Source organism: Pseudomonas sp. KB_12, assembly GCF_052114545.1.
Classification (GTDB): domain Bacteria; phylum Pseudomonadota; class Gammaproteobacteria; order Pseudomonadales; family Pseudomonadaceae; genus Aquipseudomonas; species Aquipseudomonas brassicacearum.
Genome location: NZ_JBFREY010000057.1, coordinates 19,493 through 34,791, shown reverse-complemented (window position 1 = coordinate 34,791; position 15,299 = coordinate 19,493). Strand labels below are relative to the sequence as shown.

Here is a 15,299-nt window from a genome sequence, read left to right as displayed (position 1 = left end):
GGGCCATCCATGGCCCAGCGCGGCTATCCCGGCATCCATGCCGGGATGCCCACTGCGCAATGCCTGCGTTCGGCCAGCGTGGTTAACGGGGCGCCCGAGATCAACGTCCACCGCGAGGCGGCCTAGTAGCCGACCTGGCTCCCCCGGTCGTACACCCATCAGATCTGTTTGAGCAGGACCTGTGGGAGCAAAGCTTGCTCGCGATGGCGGTGGTTCAGTCACATGCATGTTGAGCTTACTGGCCTCATCGCGAGCAAGCTCGCTCCCACAATTTGGGTTGGGGACAGCCGAAGAAACAGACCGGCTGTCAGGCCGCCTCGCGAGCAAGCTTTGCTCCCACAGGAGAAACGCGGTCTCACCAAGAGCCAGGTCGGCTACTAGGCCGCCTCGTGGTGGACGTTGATCTCGGGCGCCCCGTTAACCACGATGGCCGAACGCAGGCATTGCGCAGTGGGCACCTCGGCATGGATGCCGAGGTAGCCGCGCTGGGCTATGGATGGCCCTTCGCGGCGGCCCACGGAGCAATGCCGGAGTGAGGGCACACCGAGCCTAAGCGAGGTGCCGAGTGGTGGGGCAGAAGCGTTTTGCTTACTTTTGCGCTTCTCAAAAGTGAGCCGCTGTAAGAGCGGAACCATTAGTCGCCGTCATCAAAAAAACGGATATACACACAACGCTGAAAAGGGCCGCTGCGCAGCCCAGCGGGAGCAAGCTCCCTCGCCACGGGGGTTGCAGCGCCAGGAGGTGTGATGAATCATTCATTTGTGTCGGAAGGATCACCGGCCCCGAAAGGAAACATCCCACAGCTTTTTAGGGTTGCCACTCGGAAGTGGGCTCTCTAACCTTTTTCCTGTCGCTGCAAAACAGCGGCCGGGAGTGGGAACCCGAAATTAATAGGTCGTAAGCCTCACGACCATAACGGCAAGTGATGGCTCCAATTTCATCAGGAGCATGCACATGAACGAAGGAAAGACTGAACCGAACTTCAACAGAACAAATCCATTGGCGGATTTCGACTCCATCGAAGACCTACTCAAAGACCGCGCCGCCGCCGAGCGCGCCCTCAATCATTACCTCAACCCAAAACCTCCAGAATCAAGCACCGACCCGCGCATCGACAGCCTGTTCTCCGTCACCGCCAAAGCCGACGCCGACACGCTACTGACCAGCACCTCCGAAACCCTGGCCTCGATAAAAGCCATGGCCGAAGACCTGGCCTTTGAAGTGGAGGGCACGCGGCGCAGCGTGGCGCTGGGGATTCATCAGTTGGTTGAGTTGTGCCAGTTGCTGGTGGACAAGGCGTTGGATCAACTTGAAGCGCCGGCGAGCCCAGCACCTTGAGAGCCTCTGTACAGGCGTACACCTGACAGATCTGACAGTAGCGACGCTGCGCGCCTGGAGGTAGGTTGGATCCAGGCGCGCTCCACTTCTGTAGCGATGCCGTCATTACTTAATTCATTGGAAGAGGTGTAATCATGGCCGCTAAAGAAATTCGCATATCTATCGAAGACCTGGATCGTGACAGTAGCCCTGAGGTTCTATTTGAGTTCTACAGCGGTAAGGAGCTTGATTTTTCAACCTCTGTGTCCTCCTCGTTGAAAAATGGTCGCTACGACAAGGTGGACGTAAAAGGAGATGCCGACGGAGATGGCGATTTTGATGCGCAGGATGATGAATTGTTCATCCAGCTCGCTAAAGCGGCCGTTGCCTTGCTGAAATAAGAATGTGATGTAAGGACCGTGTCGCCAGGCTAAGGGGGCCTTCCATAACAGGCGGATCAATTGCCATGAGTGCAATTGACCCGCCCCCTCGAATGGTTACTGCATCAACACCTCAACCATCCCATCCGCCGTCATCGTCACCTTGCTGGTGCCCGCTTCCACTTCAGGCGTAACCGACTCGGCATCCATCGACGCCGCTTTCATCATCATCTGCGGGCGCATGTACGGTTGTGGATAACCGTTGGTGTTGAAGTTCAGGTTGACGATTTTGTAACCCTTGCCACCCAGGGCGTCTGTGGCCAGTTGGGCGCGGGCCTTGAAAGCGTTAACGGCGTCCTTGAGCAAGGCGTCTTCGCTGCTCTGGCGGGTGGCGGTGGCGATGGCGAAGTCCATGCCGCCCATTTTCAGGTCGCCCAGCAGTTCGCCAGTGAGTTTGGACAGGGCGGCGAAGTCGGCGCTTTCCAGGCGCAGTTCGGCGCGTTCGCGCCAGCCGGTGATTTTCCCGCCTTTGTTGTCGTAGATCGGGTAGCTGTTGCGGCTGCCTTGGCGCAGGTTGATGTCCTTGACCTCTTTGGCCTGGCCGATGGCTTTGTTCAGGGTGGTGCTGACGGCAGCGGCGAGTTTGGCCGGGTCGGTGTTCTGTTCTTCGGTGTAGAGGGTGACGATCATCAGGTCGCGGGCCACTTCCTGGCTGGCTTCGGCGCGCAGGGAAATCTGGTTGTAGTGCAGCTCATCGGCGGCCAGGGCCGGCAGGCTGGCGACGGTGCCGAGGCTGAGGGCGAGCAGGGCGGCGGGGCGACTGAACGTGTGCATGAAAGCTCCTTGAGATGATGTGCAGGGGTGAGGTCCGGGCCTGCGTGAACGTTAAGACTCTAGCTTTTATGGGTGGGTTCGCACAGTTACAACTTCTATACAGATGCGAAGGTTGGTGGAGCTTTTGTGGCGAGGGAGCTTGCTCCCGCTGGACTGCGCTGTAGGAGCTGCCGAAGGCTGCGATCTTTTGATTTTTCGCTCACAACTCAATTCACCGGGACAAGATCGCAGCCTCGTTACACTCGACAGCTCCTACAGCGCAGCCGAGCGGGAGCAAGCTCCCTCGCCACAGGGGGTATAGGTAGCATCCGGGGCTGTGGCGCTTTGCCGCATATCTGCCGCTGCAAGCCGCGCCTTGGTTATACTCCGTGCGATTCGCCTGGAGCGCTCATCAGGAGAGCTCATGCTCGCCCCTTTGCAAATGACATCCGCCTCTCGCCAGAACCTCTGGCGCCTGACATTCATCCGCATTCTGGTCCTGGCGGCCCAGGCCGGCTCGGTGGGGCTCGCCTATTGGTTCGACCTGCTGCCGCTGCCCTGGCTGCAACTGGCGATCACCCTGGTCTGTTCCAGCGTGCTCTGCGCGCTGACGGCGATTCGCCTGCGCACCTCGTGGCCGGTGACCGAGTTGGAATACGCCGTGCAACTGGCCTGTGACCTGTTTATCCACAGCGCGCTGCTGTATTTCTCCGGCGGTTCCACCAACCCCTTCGTCTCCTATTACCTGGTGCCGCTGACCATCGCCGCAGTGACGTTGCCATGGCGTTTTTCGCTGATCCTTTCCGGTATCGCCCTGGCGCTGTACACCTTGCTGCTGGCGCGCTTCTATCCGCTGGAAACCTTCCCCATCGCCCGGGAAAACCTGCAGATCTACGGCATGTGGTTGAGTTTCGCCCTGGCTGCGGCAGTCATTACATTTTTTGCTGCGCGCATGGCCGAGGAGCTGCGCCGCCAGGAAGAACTGCGCGCCATCCGCCGTGAAGAGGGCCTGCGCGACGAGCAATTGCTGGCCGTGGCGACCCAGGCCGCCGGCGCCGCCCATGAATTGGGCACACCGCTGGCGACCATGAGCGTGCTGCTCAAGGAGATGCGCCAGGATCACCATGACCCAGCGTTGCAGGACGATCTCAGCGTGTTGCAGGACCAGGTCAAGCTGTGCAAGGAAACCCTGCAATACCTGGTGCGTGCCGCCGAGGCCAACCGCCGGCTGGATATCGACATGCAGGCGGTCACCTTCTGGCTCGACGATGCCCTGAACCGCTGGCACCTGATGCGCCCGGAGGCCAGTTATCGCTTCCAATGCCTGGGCAAGGGCGTGGTACCGCGCATGGCACCGCCGCCAGACCTGACCCAGGCGCTGCTGAACCTGCTTAACAATGCCGCCGACGCTTGCCCCGAAGGGCTGGAAGTGGCGTTGGACTGGAATGCCTATGAGCTGACCATCAGTATTCGCGACCACGGCGCCGGTGTGCCGCTGGCGATTGCCGAGCAGATCGGCAAGCCGTTCTATACCACCAAGGGCAAAGGTTTCGGCCTGGGCCTGTTTTTGAGCAAAGCCAGCGTGACACGCGCCGGCGGCTCGGTGAAACTCTACCCCCATGAGGAAGGCGGCACGCTCACCGAGCTGCGCCTGCCCCATGCCGACCGAGGAGACGAACATGAGTGACGAGATCCAAGTCGACGGCGAAGAACTGCCGCACCTGTTGCTGGTAGATGACGACGCCACCTTCACCCGCGTCATGGCCCGGGCCATGTCCCGCCGTGGTTTTCGCGTCAGCACCGCAGGTTCTGCCGAAGAAGGCCTGACCATCGCCCAGGCCGACCTGCCGGACTACGCCGCCCTGGACCTGAAAATGGACGGCGATTCGGGCCTGGTGCTGCTGCCCAAGCTGCTGGAGCTGGACCCGGAGATGCGCGTGGTGATCCTCACCGGCTATTCGAGCATCGCCACCGCGGTCGAGGCCATCAAGCGCGGTGCCTGCAATTACCTGTGCAAACCGGCGGACGCCGATGATGTACTGGCGGCGCTGTTGTCCGAGCACGCCGACCTCGACACCCTGGTGCCGGAAAACCCCATGTCGGTGGATCGCCTGCAATGGGAGCACATCCAGCGGGTGCTGACCGAGCATGAAGGCAATATCTCCGCCACGGCCCGCGCCTTGGGCATGCACCGGCGGACTTTGCAGCGCAAATTGCAAAAGCGTCCCGTGCGTCGCTGAACCTGCGCTGAACAGGTGTTGTCCACCCTCGCGACACATCGGGCCGTTGCTTTATGATCGGCCCGAGTTCTTTTCCCTATTGAGCCTTAACCATGAATCAGAACGCTGAATATTCCGCGGTCAATGACGCGGTGCGCGGGCAGTTTTTCCGCCGTGTCTGGCAAATGACCACGCCGTACTGGCGCAGTGAGGAGAAGGGCAAGGCCTGGACGCTGTTGATCGCCGTCATCGCACTCTCGCTGTTCAGCGTGGCGATCTCGGTGTGGATCAACAGTTGGTACAAGGATTTCTACAACGCCCTGCAAGAGAAGGACAGCGCGGCGTTCTGGCAGTTGATCCTGTATTTCTGCGGCATCGCGGCGGTGGCGATCCTGGGCGCGGTATACCGCTTGTACCTCACGCAGATGCTCACCATCCGCTGGCGGGCCTGGCTCACCGAGCAGCATTTCGCCCGCTGGCTCGGCGACAAGAATTACTACCGGCTGGAGCAGGGCGGCTACACCGATAACCCGGACCAGCGGATTTCCGAAGACCTCAACAGTTTCACCACCAACACCCTGAGCCTGGGCTTGGGATTGCTGCGCACCGTGGTCAGCCTGGTGTCGTTCTCGATCATTTTGTGGGGCGTGTCGGGCAGCATCGAGGTGCTCGGCTACACCATCCCGGGCTACATGTTCTGGTGCGCGCTGGTGTATGCGGCGGTGGGCAGTTGGCTGACGCACCTGATCGGCCGACGCCTGATCGGTCTGAACAATAACCAGCAACGCTTCGAAGCCGACCTGCGTTTCTCCATGGTCCGGGTACGTGAAAACGCCGAAAGCATTGCGCTGTACAACGGCGAGCCGAATGAGAACCGTCGCCTGAGCGGGCGTTTCGGCCTGGTCTGGCATAACTTCTGGGACATCATGCGGGTGTCCAAGCGCTTGACGTTCTTCACCTCCGGCTATGGCCAGATCGCGATCATCTTCCCGTTCATCGTCGCCGCGCCGCGCTACTTTGCCGGCAAGATCCAGCTGGGCGAGCTCATGCAGATCAACTCGGCGTTCGGCAATGTGCAGGAGAACTTCAGCTGGTTCATCAGCGCCTACGCCGACCTCGCTGCGTGGCGCGCCACCTGCGATCGTCTGCTGAGTTTCCGTCAGGCCATGAGCGACAACGAAGACCGCGTGCCGGCCATCGACGTGCAAAACCAGGGCGATGCGTTGAAGGTTCATCACTTGGGGCTGGACCTGGCCGACGGTCGCCATCTGCTCGATAACGCCGACATGACCGTGGAACCGGGCGAGCGGGTGATGCTCAGTGGCCGTTCTGGCAGTGGTAAATCGACCCTGCTGCGGGCGATGGGGCATTTGTGGCCGGCGGGGCACGGGACGATCCGGCTTCCTGCCGCGCGTTACCTGTTCCTGCCGCAGAAGCCATATCTGCCGATTGGCAGCCTGCGTGAAGTATTGAGTTATCCACAGGCTGGCGATATCTATCCCAACGAACGTTATGCACAGGTGCTGGAAACCTGCCGCCTGCCGCACCTGATTGCGCGGCTGGATGAAAGCAACCACTGGCAGCGCATGCTCTCGCCCGGTGAGCAACAACGCCTGGCCTTTGCCCGCGCATTGCTTTATGCACCGCAATGGTTGTACATGGACGAAGCCACGTCGGCGATGGATGAAGAAGACGAGGCGACGCTGTACCAGGCGCTGATCGACCAGTTGCCGGGCCTGAGCATCGTCAGCGTCGGCCACCGAAGCAGTTTGAAACGTTTCCATCCGCGACATGTGCGTATCGAAAATGGCCAACTGGTGGAGCGCACCGTAACCGCATAAACGCCACAAAACCTGTGGGAGCGAGCTTGCTCGCGATAGCGGTGTATCAGTTGATATTGATGTGGCTGACCCACCGCCATCGCGAGCAAGCTCGCTCCCACAAGGTTTTGGGGTGAACCGGATACCGCTCCAATGTGGGAGCGAGCTTGCTCGCGATGAAGCCGACCCGGTTTCAGCGCCAGACTCATCGCTGCACCCACGGTGATCGTACAACCACGTTGCGCTATGATGTTGCCATTCAGCCGTTTACCGAGACACAGCCCCATGGAAAACCCGATCGAAGTACCACGCTTTCCCCGCAAGCGCCGCAGCCTGGCGCAGGAGCTGGTGACGGTGTTGACCGAGCAGATTCGCGACGGCCTGCTCAAGCGTGGCGATAAATTGCCCACCGAGTCGGCGATCATGGAAGCCCATGGCGTCAGCCGTACCGTGGTGCGCGAGGCGATTTCCCGCTTGCAGGCGGCCGGCCAGGTGGAAACCCGCCATGGCATCGGCACTTTCGTGCTGGACACGCCGAGCCCGAGCGGTTTTCGCATCGACCCGGCCACCGTGGTCACCTTGCGTGACGTGCTGGCGATCCTGGAATTGCGCATCAGCCTGGAAGTGGAATCCGCCGGGCTGGCGGCGCAGCGCCGTAGCGACGAGCAACTGGCCGCCATGCGCGCCGCCCTCGACGCCTTGAACGAAAGCGCCGCCCACGCCAGCGATGCGGTGGCCTCGGACTTCGCCTTCCACCTGGAAATCGCCCTGTCCACCGGCAACCGCTACTTCACCGACATCATGACCCACCTGGGCACCAGCATCATTCCGCGTACCCGGGTAAACTCGGCGCGCCTGGCCCACGATGACCAGCAGCGCTACATGAACCGCCTGAGCCGCGAGCACGAGGAGATCTACGACGCCATCGCCCGCCAGGACTCCGAGGCGGCCCGCGCGGCCATGCGGTTGCACCTGACCAACAGCCGCGAGCGGCTGCGCCAGGCCCATGAAGAGGCGCAGGCGCAGGGCTGAAAGTCGCTCACTGTCCTGTTGGCAAAGATGCTGTCGTGGCAAGGATGCAGTTGTGGCGAGGGAGCTTGCTCCCGCTGGGCCTGTAGGAGCTGTCGAGCGAAGCGAGGCTGCGATCTTTCCCCAGACACCTGAGTCGCAGGCGAAAGATCAAAAGATCGCAGGCTTCGCCAGCTCCTACACAGTCGAGCGGGAGCAAGCTCCCTCGCCACAGGGAAGTGGCGACTGGCTTTGTATCTGTGTGCCCGTCTGACGAGTCGTAAGCGCGTGGTCCTACGCGTTGACCCGCAACATTTGCGGCTCGGATGTATCGGGATCCCAGCTCTCGTAGCTAACCTCGTAACGAAGCTCAACCAATTTGCCGAGATAAGCTGTCAACTCGGCGCTGGTTACAGTCACTGTCACATCCTTGCGTGGCGTACCCTCTTCGCCCTCGGTCAGAGGTGTAAACGCGCCTGCCGGAGTTGGAGGCGTCGAGCCGAGGCCCAGAGTCAGTTGGGCGTTCGAGTACGGTGCGAAAGCTGCATCCGGAATCTTCACGGTTAACGTCGTTGTCCTTGACAGGCTGATCGTGACTTCACCAGTGGTTGGAAAATCCTTGAGCGTGGGCTTCGCGTACGTCGTCATGATGTCACTCCCTGTGAGGCAGCCCTGATCGTCGCGTACGGGCGGCTCACTTAAAAGATTGTGAAAGGGGCTACGGCCGTGCCCAGCACAGCCATGCCAGGGTTATGCCCCCTTGCCGTGACGACGCCTACTGGCAGAGTTGACAGTGACGACGAGCGGTCCTGATGCTCGGCCGGCAGTTTTCATCCTTCTTCCAATCCCGCTCAAACCCCCGATTTACAAGGTTTCACGACAAACGTTCCGGTCCCGACACCCGACAAAAGACGAAATGCAGTTGACGTTCATATTTTAAGTTGTACGATGACCTACAACTTCACGTGAAGCTGAACCGTTTCCTACAACACATCATTTGCGTCCAGGGTGTTCGAATAATGAATCCACAAGAACTGAAGTCCATCCTCTCGTCTGGCCTGCTGTCGTTCCCGGTCACCGATTTCACTGCTCAAGGCGATTTCAATCGCGACAGCTACATCAAGCGCCTCGAGTGGCTGGCCCCGTATGGCGCCTCTGCTTTGTTCGCCGCGGGCGGCACCGGTGAATTCTTCTCCCTGGCTGCCAGCGAGTATTCCCAAGTCATCAAGACCGCCGTCGATACCTGCGCCACCAGCGTGCCAATCCTTGCCGGTGTTGGCGGTGCCACTCGCCAGGCCATCGAATACGCTCAAGAAGCCGAGCGCCTGGGTGCCAAGGGCCTGTTGCTGCTGCCGCATTACCTGACCGAAGCCAGCCAGGACGGTGTTGCCGCCCACGTTGAAGCCGTGTGCAAATCGGTGAAGATCGGCGTGGTGGTGTACAACCGCAACGTCTGCCGCCTGAACGCCACTTTGCTGGAGCAACTGGCCGAGCGCTGCCCGAACCTGATTGGCTACAAGGATGGCCTGGGCGATATCGAACTGATGGTGTCGATCCGTCGCCGCCTCGGCGATCGCTTCAGCTACCTGGGCGGCCTGCCGACCGCTGAAGTCTATGCCGCGGCCTACAAGGCCCTGGGCGTACCGGTCTACTCCTCGGCGGTGTTCAACTTCATCCCGAAAACCGCGATGGATTTCTACCACGCCATTGCCCGCGACGATCACGAGACCGTCGGCAAGATCATCGACGACTTCTTCCTGCCTTACCTGGACATCCGCAACCGCAAGGCCGGTTACGCGGTGAGCATCGTCAAGGCCGGCGCGAAGATCGTTGGCTATGACGCCGGCCCTGTGCGCACGCCGCTGACCGACCTGCTGCCAGAAGAATACGAAGCCCTGGCCGCGCTGATCGACAAGCAAGGCAAGCAGTAACAGACCCGATGAGGCCGCTGAGTAATCAGCGGCTTTTTGCGTAAGGCTTGTCGTTCCCACGCTCTGCGTGGGAATGCCGCCAGGGACGCTCTGCGTCCCCAGATCGCTTTTGTAGAAGGAGTAGCTCCGTGGCAGATTCAAAGCGTTTCGATAACTACATCAACGGTCAGTGGGTGGCCGGTGCCGACTATTGCACCAACATCAACCCGTCTGACTTGTCCGATGTCATCGGTGAATACGCCAAGGCTGACGCAGCGCAGGTCAATGCCGCCATCGAAGCCGCCCGCGCCGCCTTCCCGGCCTGGTCGACCTCGGGCATCCAGGCCCGTCATGATGCGCTGGACAAAGTCGGCAGCGAAATCCTCGCCCGCCGTGAAGAACTCGGCCAACTGCTGGCCCGGGAAGAGGGCAAGACCCTGCCCGAAGCCATCGGCGAAGTGACTCGCGCCGGTAACATTTTCAAGTTCTTCGCCGGTGAATGCCTGCGCCTGTCGGGCGATTACGTGCCGTCGGTGCGCCCGGGCGTCAACGTCGAAGTCACCCGCGAAGCCCTCGGTGTGGTCGGCCTGATCACCCCGTGGAACTTCCCGATTGCCATTCCCGCGTGGAAAATTGCCCCGGCCCTGGCCTACGGCAACTGCGTGGTGATCAAACCTGCCGAGTTGGTACCGGGCTGCGCCTGGGCCCTGGCCGAGATCATCTCCCGCGCCGGTTTCCCGGCCGGTGCATTCAACCTGGTGATGGGCAGCGGCCGTGTGGTCGGCGAAGTCCTGGTCAACAGCCCGAAAGTCGACGGCATCAGCTTTACCGGTTCGGTGGGTGTGGGGCGGCAGATCGCCGTCAACTGCGTGTCCCGCCAGGCCAAGGTGCAGTTGGAAATGGGCGGCAAGAACCCGCAGATCATCCTCGATGACGCGGACCTCAAGCAGGCCGTCGAACTGGCGGTGCAGAGCGCGTTCTACTCCACCGGCCAGCGCTGCACGGCCTCGAGTCGCCTGATCGTCACCGCCGGCATCCATGACAAGTTCGTCGAGGCCATGGCCGAGCGCATGCAGTCGATCAAGGTCGGCCATGCGTTGAAGGCCGGCACCGATATCGGTCCGGTGGTTTCCGAAGCCCAGCTCAGCCAGGACTTGAAGTACATCGACATCGGCCAGAGCGAAGGTGCTCGGTTGGTCAGTGGCGGTGGCCTGGTGACGTGCGACACGGAAGGTTACTTCCTGGCGCCGACCCTGTTCGCCGACAGCGAAGCCTCGATGCGCATCAGCCGCGAAGAGATCTTCGGCCCGGTGGCCAACGTCGTGCGCGTGGCCGACTACGAGGCGGCGCTGGCGATGGCCAACGACACCGAGTTCGGCTTGTCGGCCGGTATCGCCACCACCTCGTTGAAGTATGCCAACCACTTCAAGCGCCATTCCCAGGCGGGCATGGTGATGGTCAACCTGCCGACCGCCGGCGTGGATTACCACGTGCCGTTCGGCGGGCGCAAAGGTTCGTCCTATGGTTCGCGTGAGCAAGGTCGCTACGCGCAAGAGTTCTACACCGTGGTGAAGACCTCTTACATCGGCTCCTGATACACCGCAATACCTGTAAAAGATCGCAGCCTCKTTTGCACTCGACAGCTCCTACAAGCTCCTACAGGGCTTAACACAACATTTACCCGCATAAAAATAAATAGTGGGAGTACCTCTACATGCAAGCGACCAAGCCGACTCACGTCCGCTATTTGATCCTGCTCATGCTGTTCCTGGTGACGACGATCAACTATGCCGACCGTGCCACCATCGCCATCGCAGGCTCCAGCCTGCAAAAAGACCTCGGCATCGATGCCGTCACCCTCGGTTATATCTTCTCCGCTTTCGGTTGGGCCTATGTGGCCGGGCAGATTCCTGGCGGCTGGCTGCTCGACCGTTTCGGCTCGAAAAAAATCTATGCCTTGAGCATTTTCACCTGGTCGCTGTTCACCGTGCTGCAAGGCTATGTGGGTGAATTCGGCATGTCCACGGCCGTGGTTGCGCTGTTCATGTTGCGCTTCCTGGTGGGGTTGGCCGAAGCGCCGTCCTTCCCGGGCAACGCACGGATCGTCGCCGCCTGGTTCCCGACCGCAGAACGTGGCACCGCCTCGGCGATCTTCAACTCGGCGCAGTATTTTGCCACCGTGTTGTTTGCACCGCTGATGGGCTGGATCGTCTACCGTTTCGGCTGGCAGCACGTGTTCATCGTGATGGGCGTGATTGGCATCGTGTTCTCGCTGATCTGGCTGAAAGTGATCCACAGCCCGCGCCAGCATCCGATGATCAACGAGGCCGAGTTCAATCACATCGCCGCCAACGGCGCGATGGTCGACATGGACCAGGACAAGGGCAAGGAAAAGAAAGCCGACGGTCCGAAGTGGGATTACATCCGTCAACTGCTGACCAACCGCATGATGCTCGGCGTGTACCTGGGCCAGTACTGCATCAACGGCATCACCTACTTCTTCCTGACCTGGTTCCCGGTGTACCTGGTGCAGGAACGCGGCATGACCATCCTCAAGGCCGGTTTCATCGCGTCCTTGCCGGCGATCTGCGGTTTCATCGGCGGCGTCCTTGGCGGGGTGATTTCCGACTACCTGCTGCGCAAGGGCCACTCGCTGACCTTCGCCCGCAAGGCGCCGATCATCGCCGGCCTGCTGGTGTCCAGCAGCATCGTGGCGTGCAACTACGTCGACATCGAATGGATGGTGGTGGGCTTCATGGCCCTGGCCTTCTTCGGTAAAGGCGTCGGCGCACTGGGCTGGGCCGTGGTTTCCGACACGTCGCCAAAACAGATCGCCGGCCTGAGCGGTGGCCTGTTCAACACCTTCGGCAACCTGGCATCGATCACCACGCCAATCGTCATTGGCTACATCATCAGCGCCACCGGTTCGTTCAAGTGGGCGCTGGTGTTCGTCGGTTGCAACGCGCTGGTGGCGGTGTTCAGCTACCTGGTCATCGTCGGGCCGATCAAGCGTGTGGTGCTCAAGGAACCAACGGCCAAGGATGCCGACATCTCCAGCCTGTCTGAAGCTAAATCCTGAAGGAGCGGCGTCAATGCAACTGATTGAACATGCCGATTCGCCGCGTTACATCCGCTTGCATGAGCGGGACAACGTAGTGATCGTCGTCAATGACCAGGGTGTACCGGCCGGGACCGAGTTCCCGGACGGCCTGGTCACCGTGGATTTCGTGCCGCAGAGCCACAAGGTCACCCTGGTGGACATTCCCGAGGGAGGCGAGGTGATTCGCTATGGCCAGGTCATTGGCTATGCGCTGCAACCGATCCCCCGTGGCAGCTGGGTCAAGGAAGACCAGTTGCGCATGCCGACCGCGCCGCCGCTGGACAGCCTGCCGCTGTCCACTGATGTGCCGGTGGCCGATGCACCGCTGGAGGGCTACACCTTCGAGGGTTATCGCAACGCCGACGGTACCGTCGGCACGCGCAATATCCTGGGCATCACCACCACGGTGCAGTGCGTGACCGGGGTGCTGGACCACGCGGTCAAGCGCATCAAGGATGAGCTGCTGCCCAAGTACCCGAACGTCGATGACGTGGTGGCGCTGACCCACAGCTATGGCTGTGGCGTGGCGATCACTGCCACCGATGCGTACATCCCGATTCGTACCGTGCGCAACCTGGCGCGCAACCCGAACCTGGGGGGCGAGGCATTGGTGATCAGCCTGGGCTGCGAGAAATTGCAGGCCGGGCAGGTGATGCATGAGAACGACAGCTCGGTGGACCTCAGCGAGCCTTGGTTGTATCGCTTGCAGGATTCCAGTCACGGTTTCACCGAAATGATCGAGCAGATCATGGAACTGGCCGAGACCCGCCTGAAGAAACTCGACCAGCGCCGTCGCGAAACCGTACCGGCTTCGGAGCTGATCCTGGGCATGCAGTGTGGCGGCAGCGATGCGTTCTCCGGCATCACCGCCAACCCGGCGCTGGGCTACGCCTCGGACCTGTTGCTGCGTGCCGGGGCGACGGTGATGTTCTCCGAAGTCACCGAAGTGCGCGATGCGATCTACCTGCTGACCTCTCGGGCACAAACCCAGGAGGTCGCCCAGGAACTGGTGCGCGAAATGGACTGGTACGACCGCTACCTGGCCAAGGGCGAAGCCGATCGCAGTGCCAACACCACGCCAGGCAACAAGAAGGGCGGGCTGTCGAATATCGTCGAAAAGTCCCTGGGCTCGATCGTCAAGTCCGGCAGTAGCGCGATCAATGGCGTGCTGGGCCCGGGCGAGCGCTTCAAGCAAAAGGGCCTGATCTTCTGCGCCACGCCGGCCAGTGATTTTGTCTGCGGTACGCTGCAACTGGCGGCGGGGATGAACCTGCACGTGTTCACCACCGGCCGCGGCACGCCGTACGGCTTGGCGATGGCCCCGGTGGTGAAGGTCTCGACCCGCACCGAACTGGCTCAACGCTGGCCGGACCTGATCGACATCGACGCCGGCCGGATCGCCACAGGACGGGCGACCATCGAAGAGTTGGGTTGGGAGCTGTTCCACTACTACCTGGACGTGGCCAGCGGCAAGAAACAGACCTGGGCCGAGCGGCACAAGCTGTACAACGACATCACGTTGTTCAACCCGGCGCCGATTACCTGATCCTGGCCTTGGGGGGTAACGATTGATCGTTCCCACGCTCCGCGTGGAAATGCCTCAACGGACGCTCCGCGTTCGATTCTTGGAACGCGGAGCGTCCCTGGCTGCATTCCCACGCAGAGCGTGGGAACGATCAGTGGGAAAGTGGCTTATCATTAGCCACCTAACGACACCGCTCTCAAGGTCCCCGGCATGCTGGCAATTTTCCTCGAAACCCTGAACATCACCGCGCCGGTGTTTGCCATGCTGTTTTTGGGGGTGTTGCTCAAGCGCATCAACTGGATCAACGACAACTTTATCCATATCGCCTCATCCCTGGTGTTCAACGTCACCATGCCGGCGCTGTTGTTCCTCGGCATCCTCCATGCCGACCTGCACGCGGCGCTGCAGCCCGACCTGCTGATCTATTTCTCCATCGCTACCCTGGCAAGTTTCGCCATGGCCTGGGGCTGGGCGATCTGGCGCTGCCCGCGCGAAGATCGCGGCATCTATACCCAAGGTGCGTTTCGTGGCAACAACGGGGTCATCGGCCTGGCGCTGGCGGCGAGCATGTATGGCGATTATGGGATTTCCCTGGGGGCGATTCTCGCGGCGCTGGTAATTCTGTTCTACAACACCTTGTCGACCATCGTGCTGGCGGTCTACAGCCCGGTGATCAAGTCTGACCCGTGGAGCATCTGCAAGAGTGTGATCAGCAACCCGCTGATCATCAGCGTGATTGTCGCCGCGCCGTTCGCCTATTGGCACATCGGCCTGCCGAACTGGTTCGAGACCTCGGCCAAGTACCTGTCGCAAATGACCTTGCCCCTGGCGTTGATCTGCATCGGCGGCACGCTGTCGCTGGTGGCCTTGCGCAAGAGCGGCAAGATGGCCCTGAGTTCGAGCCTGGTGAAGATGGTCGGGCTGCCGCTGCTGGCTACCCTCGGTGCGTGGCTGTGGGGCTTTCGCGGGGCGGAGTTGGGGATCCTGTTCCTGTACTTCGGCAGCCCCACCGCCGCCGCCAGTTACGTCATGGCCCGGGCGGCCGATGGCAACCATGAACTGGCGGCGGCGATCATCGTCATCACCACGCTGATGGCGGCGATTACGACCAACCTGGGGATCTTTGTGTTGCAGTGGGGTGGGTGGATCTAGCCCTGGGTTTGCGCTGTTCTTGAGATCCAAATCGCGAGCAAGCTCGCTCCCACAG

14 protein-coding genes are annotated in these 15,299 nt (G+C 61.0%); 11 read left to right on the top strand and 3 right to left on the bottom strand.

Going from position 1 to position 15,299, the window contains the following annotated elements; all coding sequences use genetic code 11:
* Window positions 1–377: 377 nt before the first annotated feature.
* Window positions 378–542 (bottom strand): hypothetical protein, encoded by a 165-nt coding sequence (locus AB4Z20_RS26970; RefSeq protein WP_442091075.1) that lies wholly within the window; start codon window positions 540–542, stop codon window positions 378–380.
* Between the two features lie 412 nt (window positions 543–954).
* Between AB4Z20_RS26970 and AB4Z20_RS26965 the strand changes: the two genes are divergently transcribed.
* Entirely contained in the window at window positions 955–1,338 is a 384-nt protein-coding gene (locus AB4Z20_RS26965; protein WP_442091071.1) for a DUF6124 family protein, read from the top strand.
* A 134-nt stretch (window positions 1,339–1,472) separates the two neighbouring features.
* Complete coding sequence (locus tag AB4Z20_RS26960; RefSeq protein WP_024618924.1) at window positions 1,473–1,718, top strand: hypothetical protein; 246 nt, start codon at window positions 1,473–1,475, stop codon at window positions 1,716–1,718.
* 96 nt (window positions 1,719–1,814) lie between these two features.
* Here AB4Z20_RS26960 and AB4Z20_RS26955 read toward each other — a convergent pair whose 3' ends face one another.
* Window positions 1,815–2,531 (bottom strand): SIMPL domain-containing protein, encoded by a 717-nt coding sequence (locus AB4Z20_RS26955; RefSeq protein ID WP_253471609.1) that lies wholly within the window; start codon window positions 2,529–2,531, stop codon window positions 1,815–1,817.
* 403 nt (window positions 2,532–2,934) lie between these two features.
* On the opposite strand from AB4Z20_RS26955, the gene AB4Z20_RS26950 reads away from it, so the two are divergent.
* The 4 genes from AB4Z20_RS26950 (at window position 2,935) to AB4Z20_RS26935 (ending at window position 7,581) form a co-directional block, all read left to right on the top strand.
* Window positions 2,935–4,197: an ATP-binding protein gene (locus tag AB4Z20_RS26950; RefSeq protein WP_123342788.1), complete on the top strand. Its 1,263-nt coding sequence runs from the start codon at window positions 2,935–2,937 to the stop codon at window positions 4,195–4,197.
* The gene (locus AB4Z20_RS26945; protein WP_003177957.1) at window positions 4,190–4,750 is read left to right on the top strand and encodes a response regulator transcription factor; all 561 of its coding nucleotides are present in this window, start codon (window positions 4,190–4,192) and stop codon (window positions 4,748–4,750) included. Before AB4Z20_RS26950 ends, AB4Z20_RS26945 begins: the two co-directional genes overlap by 8 nt.
* Before the next feature lie 92 nt (window positions 4,751–4,842).
* Window positions 4,843–6,570 (top strand): ABC transporter ATP-binding protein/permease, encoded by a 1,728-nt coding sequence (locus tag AB4Z20_RS26940; RefSeq protein WP_214511239.1) that lies wholly within the window; start codon window positions 4,843–4,845, stop codon window positions 6,568–6,570.
* Window positions 6,571–6,834: 264 nt separating this feature from the next.
* A complete protein-coding gene (locus tag AB4Z20_RS26935; RefSeq protein WP_003197797.1) occupies window positions 6,835–7,581 on the top strand; it encodes a FadR/GntR family transcriptional regulator in 747 nt (248 codons plus the stop codon).
* A gap of 270 nt (window positions 7,582–7,851) precedes the next feature.
* Here the strand turns inward: AB4Z20_RS26935 and AB4Z20_RS26930 are convergent, their stop codons facing one another.
* On the bottom strand, window positions 7,852–8,205 hold the full coding sequence (locus tag AB4Z20_RS26930) for a hypothetical protein (protein ID WP_442091068.1): 354 nt from the start codon (window positions 8,203–8,205) through the stop codon (window positions 7,852–7,854).
* Between the two features lie 371 nt (window positions 8,206–8,576).
* Between AB4Z20_RS26930 and kdgD the strand changes: the two genes are divergently transcribed.
* From kdgD to AB4Z20_RS26905, 5 genes are all read left to right on the top strand, one after another.
* The gene (gene kdgD / locus AB4Z20_RS26925; protein WP_003177964.1) at window positions 8,577–9,488 is read left to right on the top strand and encodes a 5-dehydro-4-deoxyglucarate dehydratase; all 912 of its coding nucleotides are present in this window, start codon (window positions 8,577–8,579) and stop codon (window positions 9,486–9,488) included.
* A gap of 128 nt (window positions 9,489–9,616) precedes the next feature.
* Entirely contained in the window at window positions 9,617–11,062 is a 1,446-nt protein-coding gene (locus AB4Z20_RS26920) for an aldehyde dehydrogenase family protein (protein WP_003197801.1), read from the top strand.
* 119 nt (window positions 11,063–11,181) lie between these two features.
* Window positions 11,182–12,546 (top strand): MFS transporter, encoded by a 1,365-nt coding sequence (locus AB4Z20_RS26915; RefSeq protein ID WP_003177968.1) that lies wholly within the window; start codon window positions 11,182–11,184, stop codon window positions 12,544–12,546.
* A 13-nt stretch (window positions 12,547–12,559) separates the two neighbouring features.
* The gene (gene garD / locus AB4Z20_RS26910) at window positions 12,560–14,113 is read left to right on the top strand and encodes a galactarate dehydratase (protein WP_018601854.1); all 1,554 of its coding nucleotides are present in this window, start codon (window positions 12,560–12,562) and stop codon (window positions 14,111–14,113) included.
* A gap of 189 nt (window positions 14,114–14,302) precedes the next feature.
* On the top strand, window positions 14,303–15,244 hold the full coding sequence (locus AB4Z20_RS26905; protein WP_253471618.1) for an AEC family transporter: 942 nt from the start codon (window positions 14,303–14,305) through the stop codon (window positions 15,242–15,244).
* Window positions 15,245–15,299: the final 55 nt, after the last annotated feature.

What these genes read in the sequence shown, in the direction of transcription:
- AB4Z20_RS26965 (WP_442091071.1), top strand. Translation starts at nt 955, where the DNA reads ATGAACGAAGGAAAGACTGAACCGAACTTCAACAGAACAAATCCATTG.
- AB4Z20_RS26960 (WP_024618924.1), top strand. Translation starts at nt 1,473, where the DNA reads ATGGCCGCTAAAGAAATTCGCATATCTATCGAAGACCTGGATCGTGAC.
- AB4Z20_RS26955 (WP_253471609.1), bottom strand. Translation starts at nt 2,531, where the DNA reads ATGCACACGTTCAGTCGCCCCGCCGCCCTGCTCGCCCTCAGCCTCGGC.
- AB4Z20_RS26950 (WP_123342788.1), top strand. Translation starts at nt 2,935, where the DNA reads ATGCTCGCCCCTTTGCAAATGACATCCGCCTCTCGCCAGAACCTCTGG.
- AB4Z20_RS26945 (WP_003177957.1), top strand. Translation starts at nt 4,190, where the DNA reads ATGAGTGACGAGATCCAAGTCGACGGCGAAGAACTGCCGCACCTGTTG.
- AB4Z20_RS26940 (WP_214511239.1), top strand. Translation starts at nt 4,843, where the DNA reads ATGAATCAGAACGCTGAATATTCCGCGGTCAATGACGCGGTGCGCGGG.
- AB4Z20_RS26935 (WP_003197797.1), top strand. Translation starts at nt 6,835, where the DNA reads ATGGAAAACCCGATCGAAGTACCACGCTTTCCCCGCAAGCGCCGCAGC.
- AB4Z20_RS26930 (WP_442091068.1), bottom strand. Translation starts at nt 8,205, where the DNA reads ATGACGACGTACGCGAAGCCCACGCTCAAGGATTTTCCAACCACTGGT.
- kdgD (WP_003177964.1), top strand. Translation starts at nt 8,577, where the DNA reads ATGAATCCACAAGAACTGAAGTCCATCCTCTCGTCTGGCCTGCTGTCG.
- AB4Z20_RS26915 (WP_003177968.1), top strand. Translation starts at nt 11,182, where the DNA reads ATGCAAGCGACCAAGCCGACTCACGTCCGCTATTTGATCCTGCTCATG.
- garD (WP_018601854.1), top strand. Translation starts at nt 12,560, where the DNA reads ATGCAACTGATTGAACATGCCGATTCGCCGCGTTACATCCGCTTGCAT.
- AB4Z20_RS26905 (WP_253471618.1), top strand. Translation starts at nt 14,303, where the DNA reads ATGCTGGCAATTTTCCTCGAAACCCTGAACATCACCGCGCCGGTGTTT.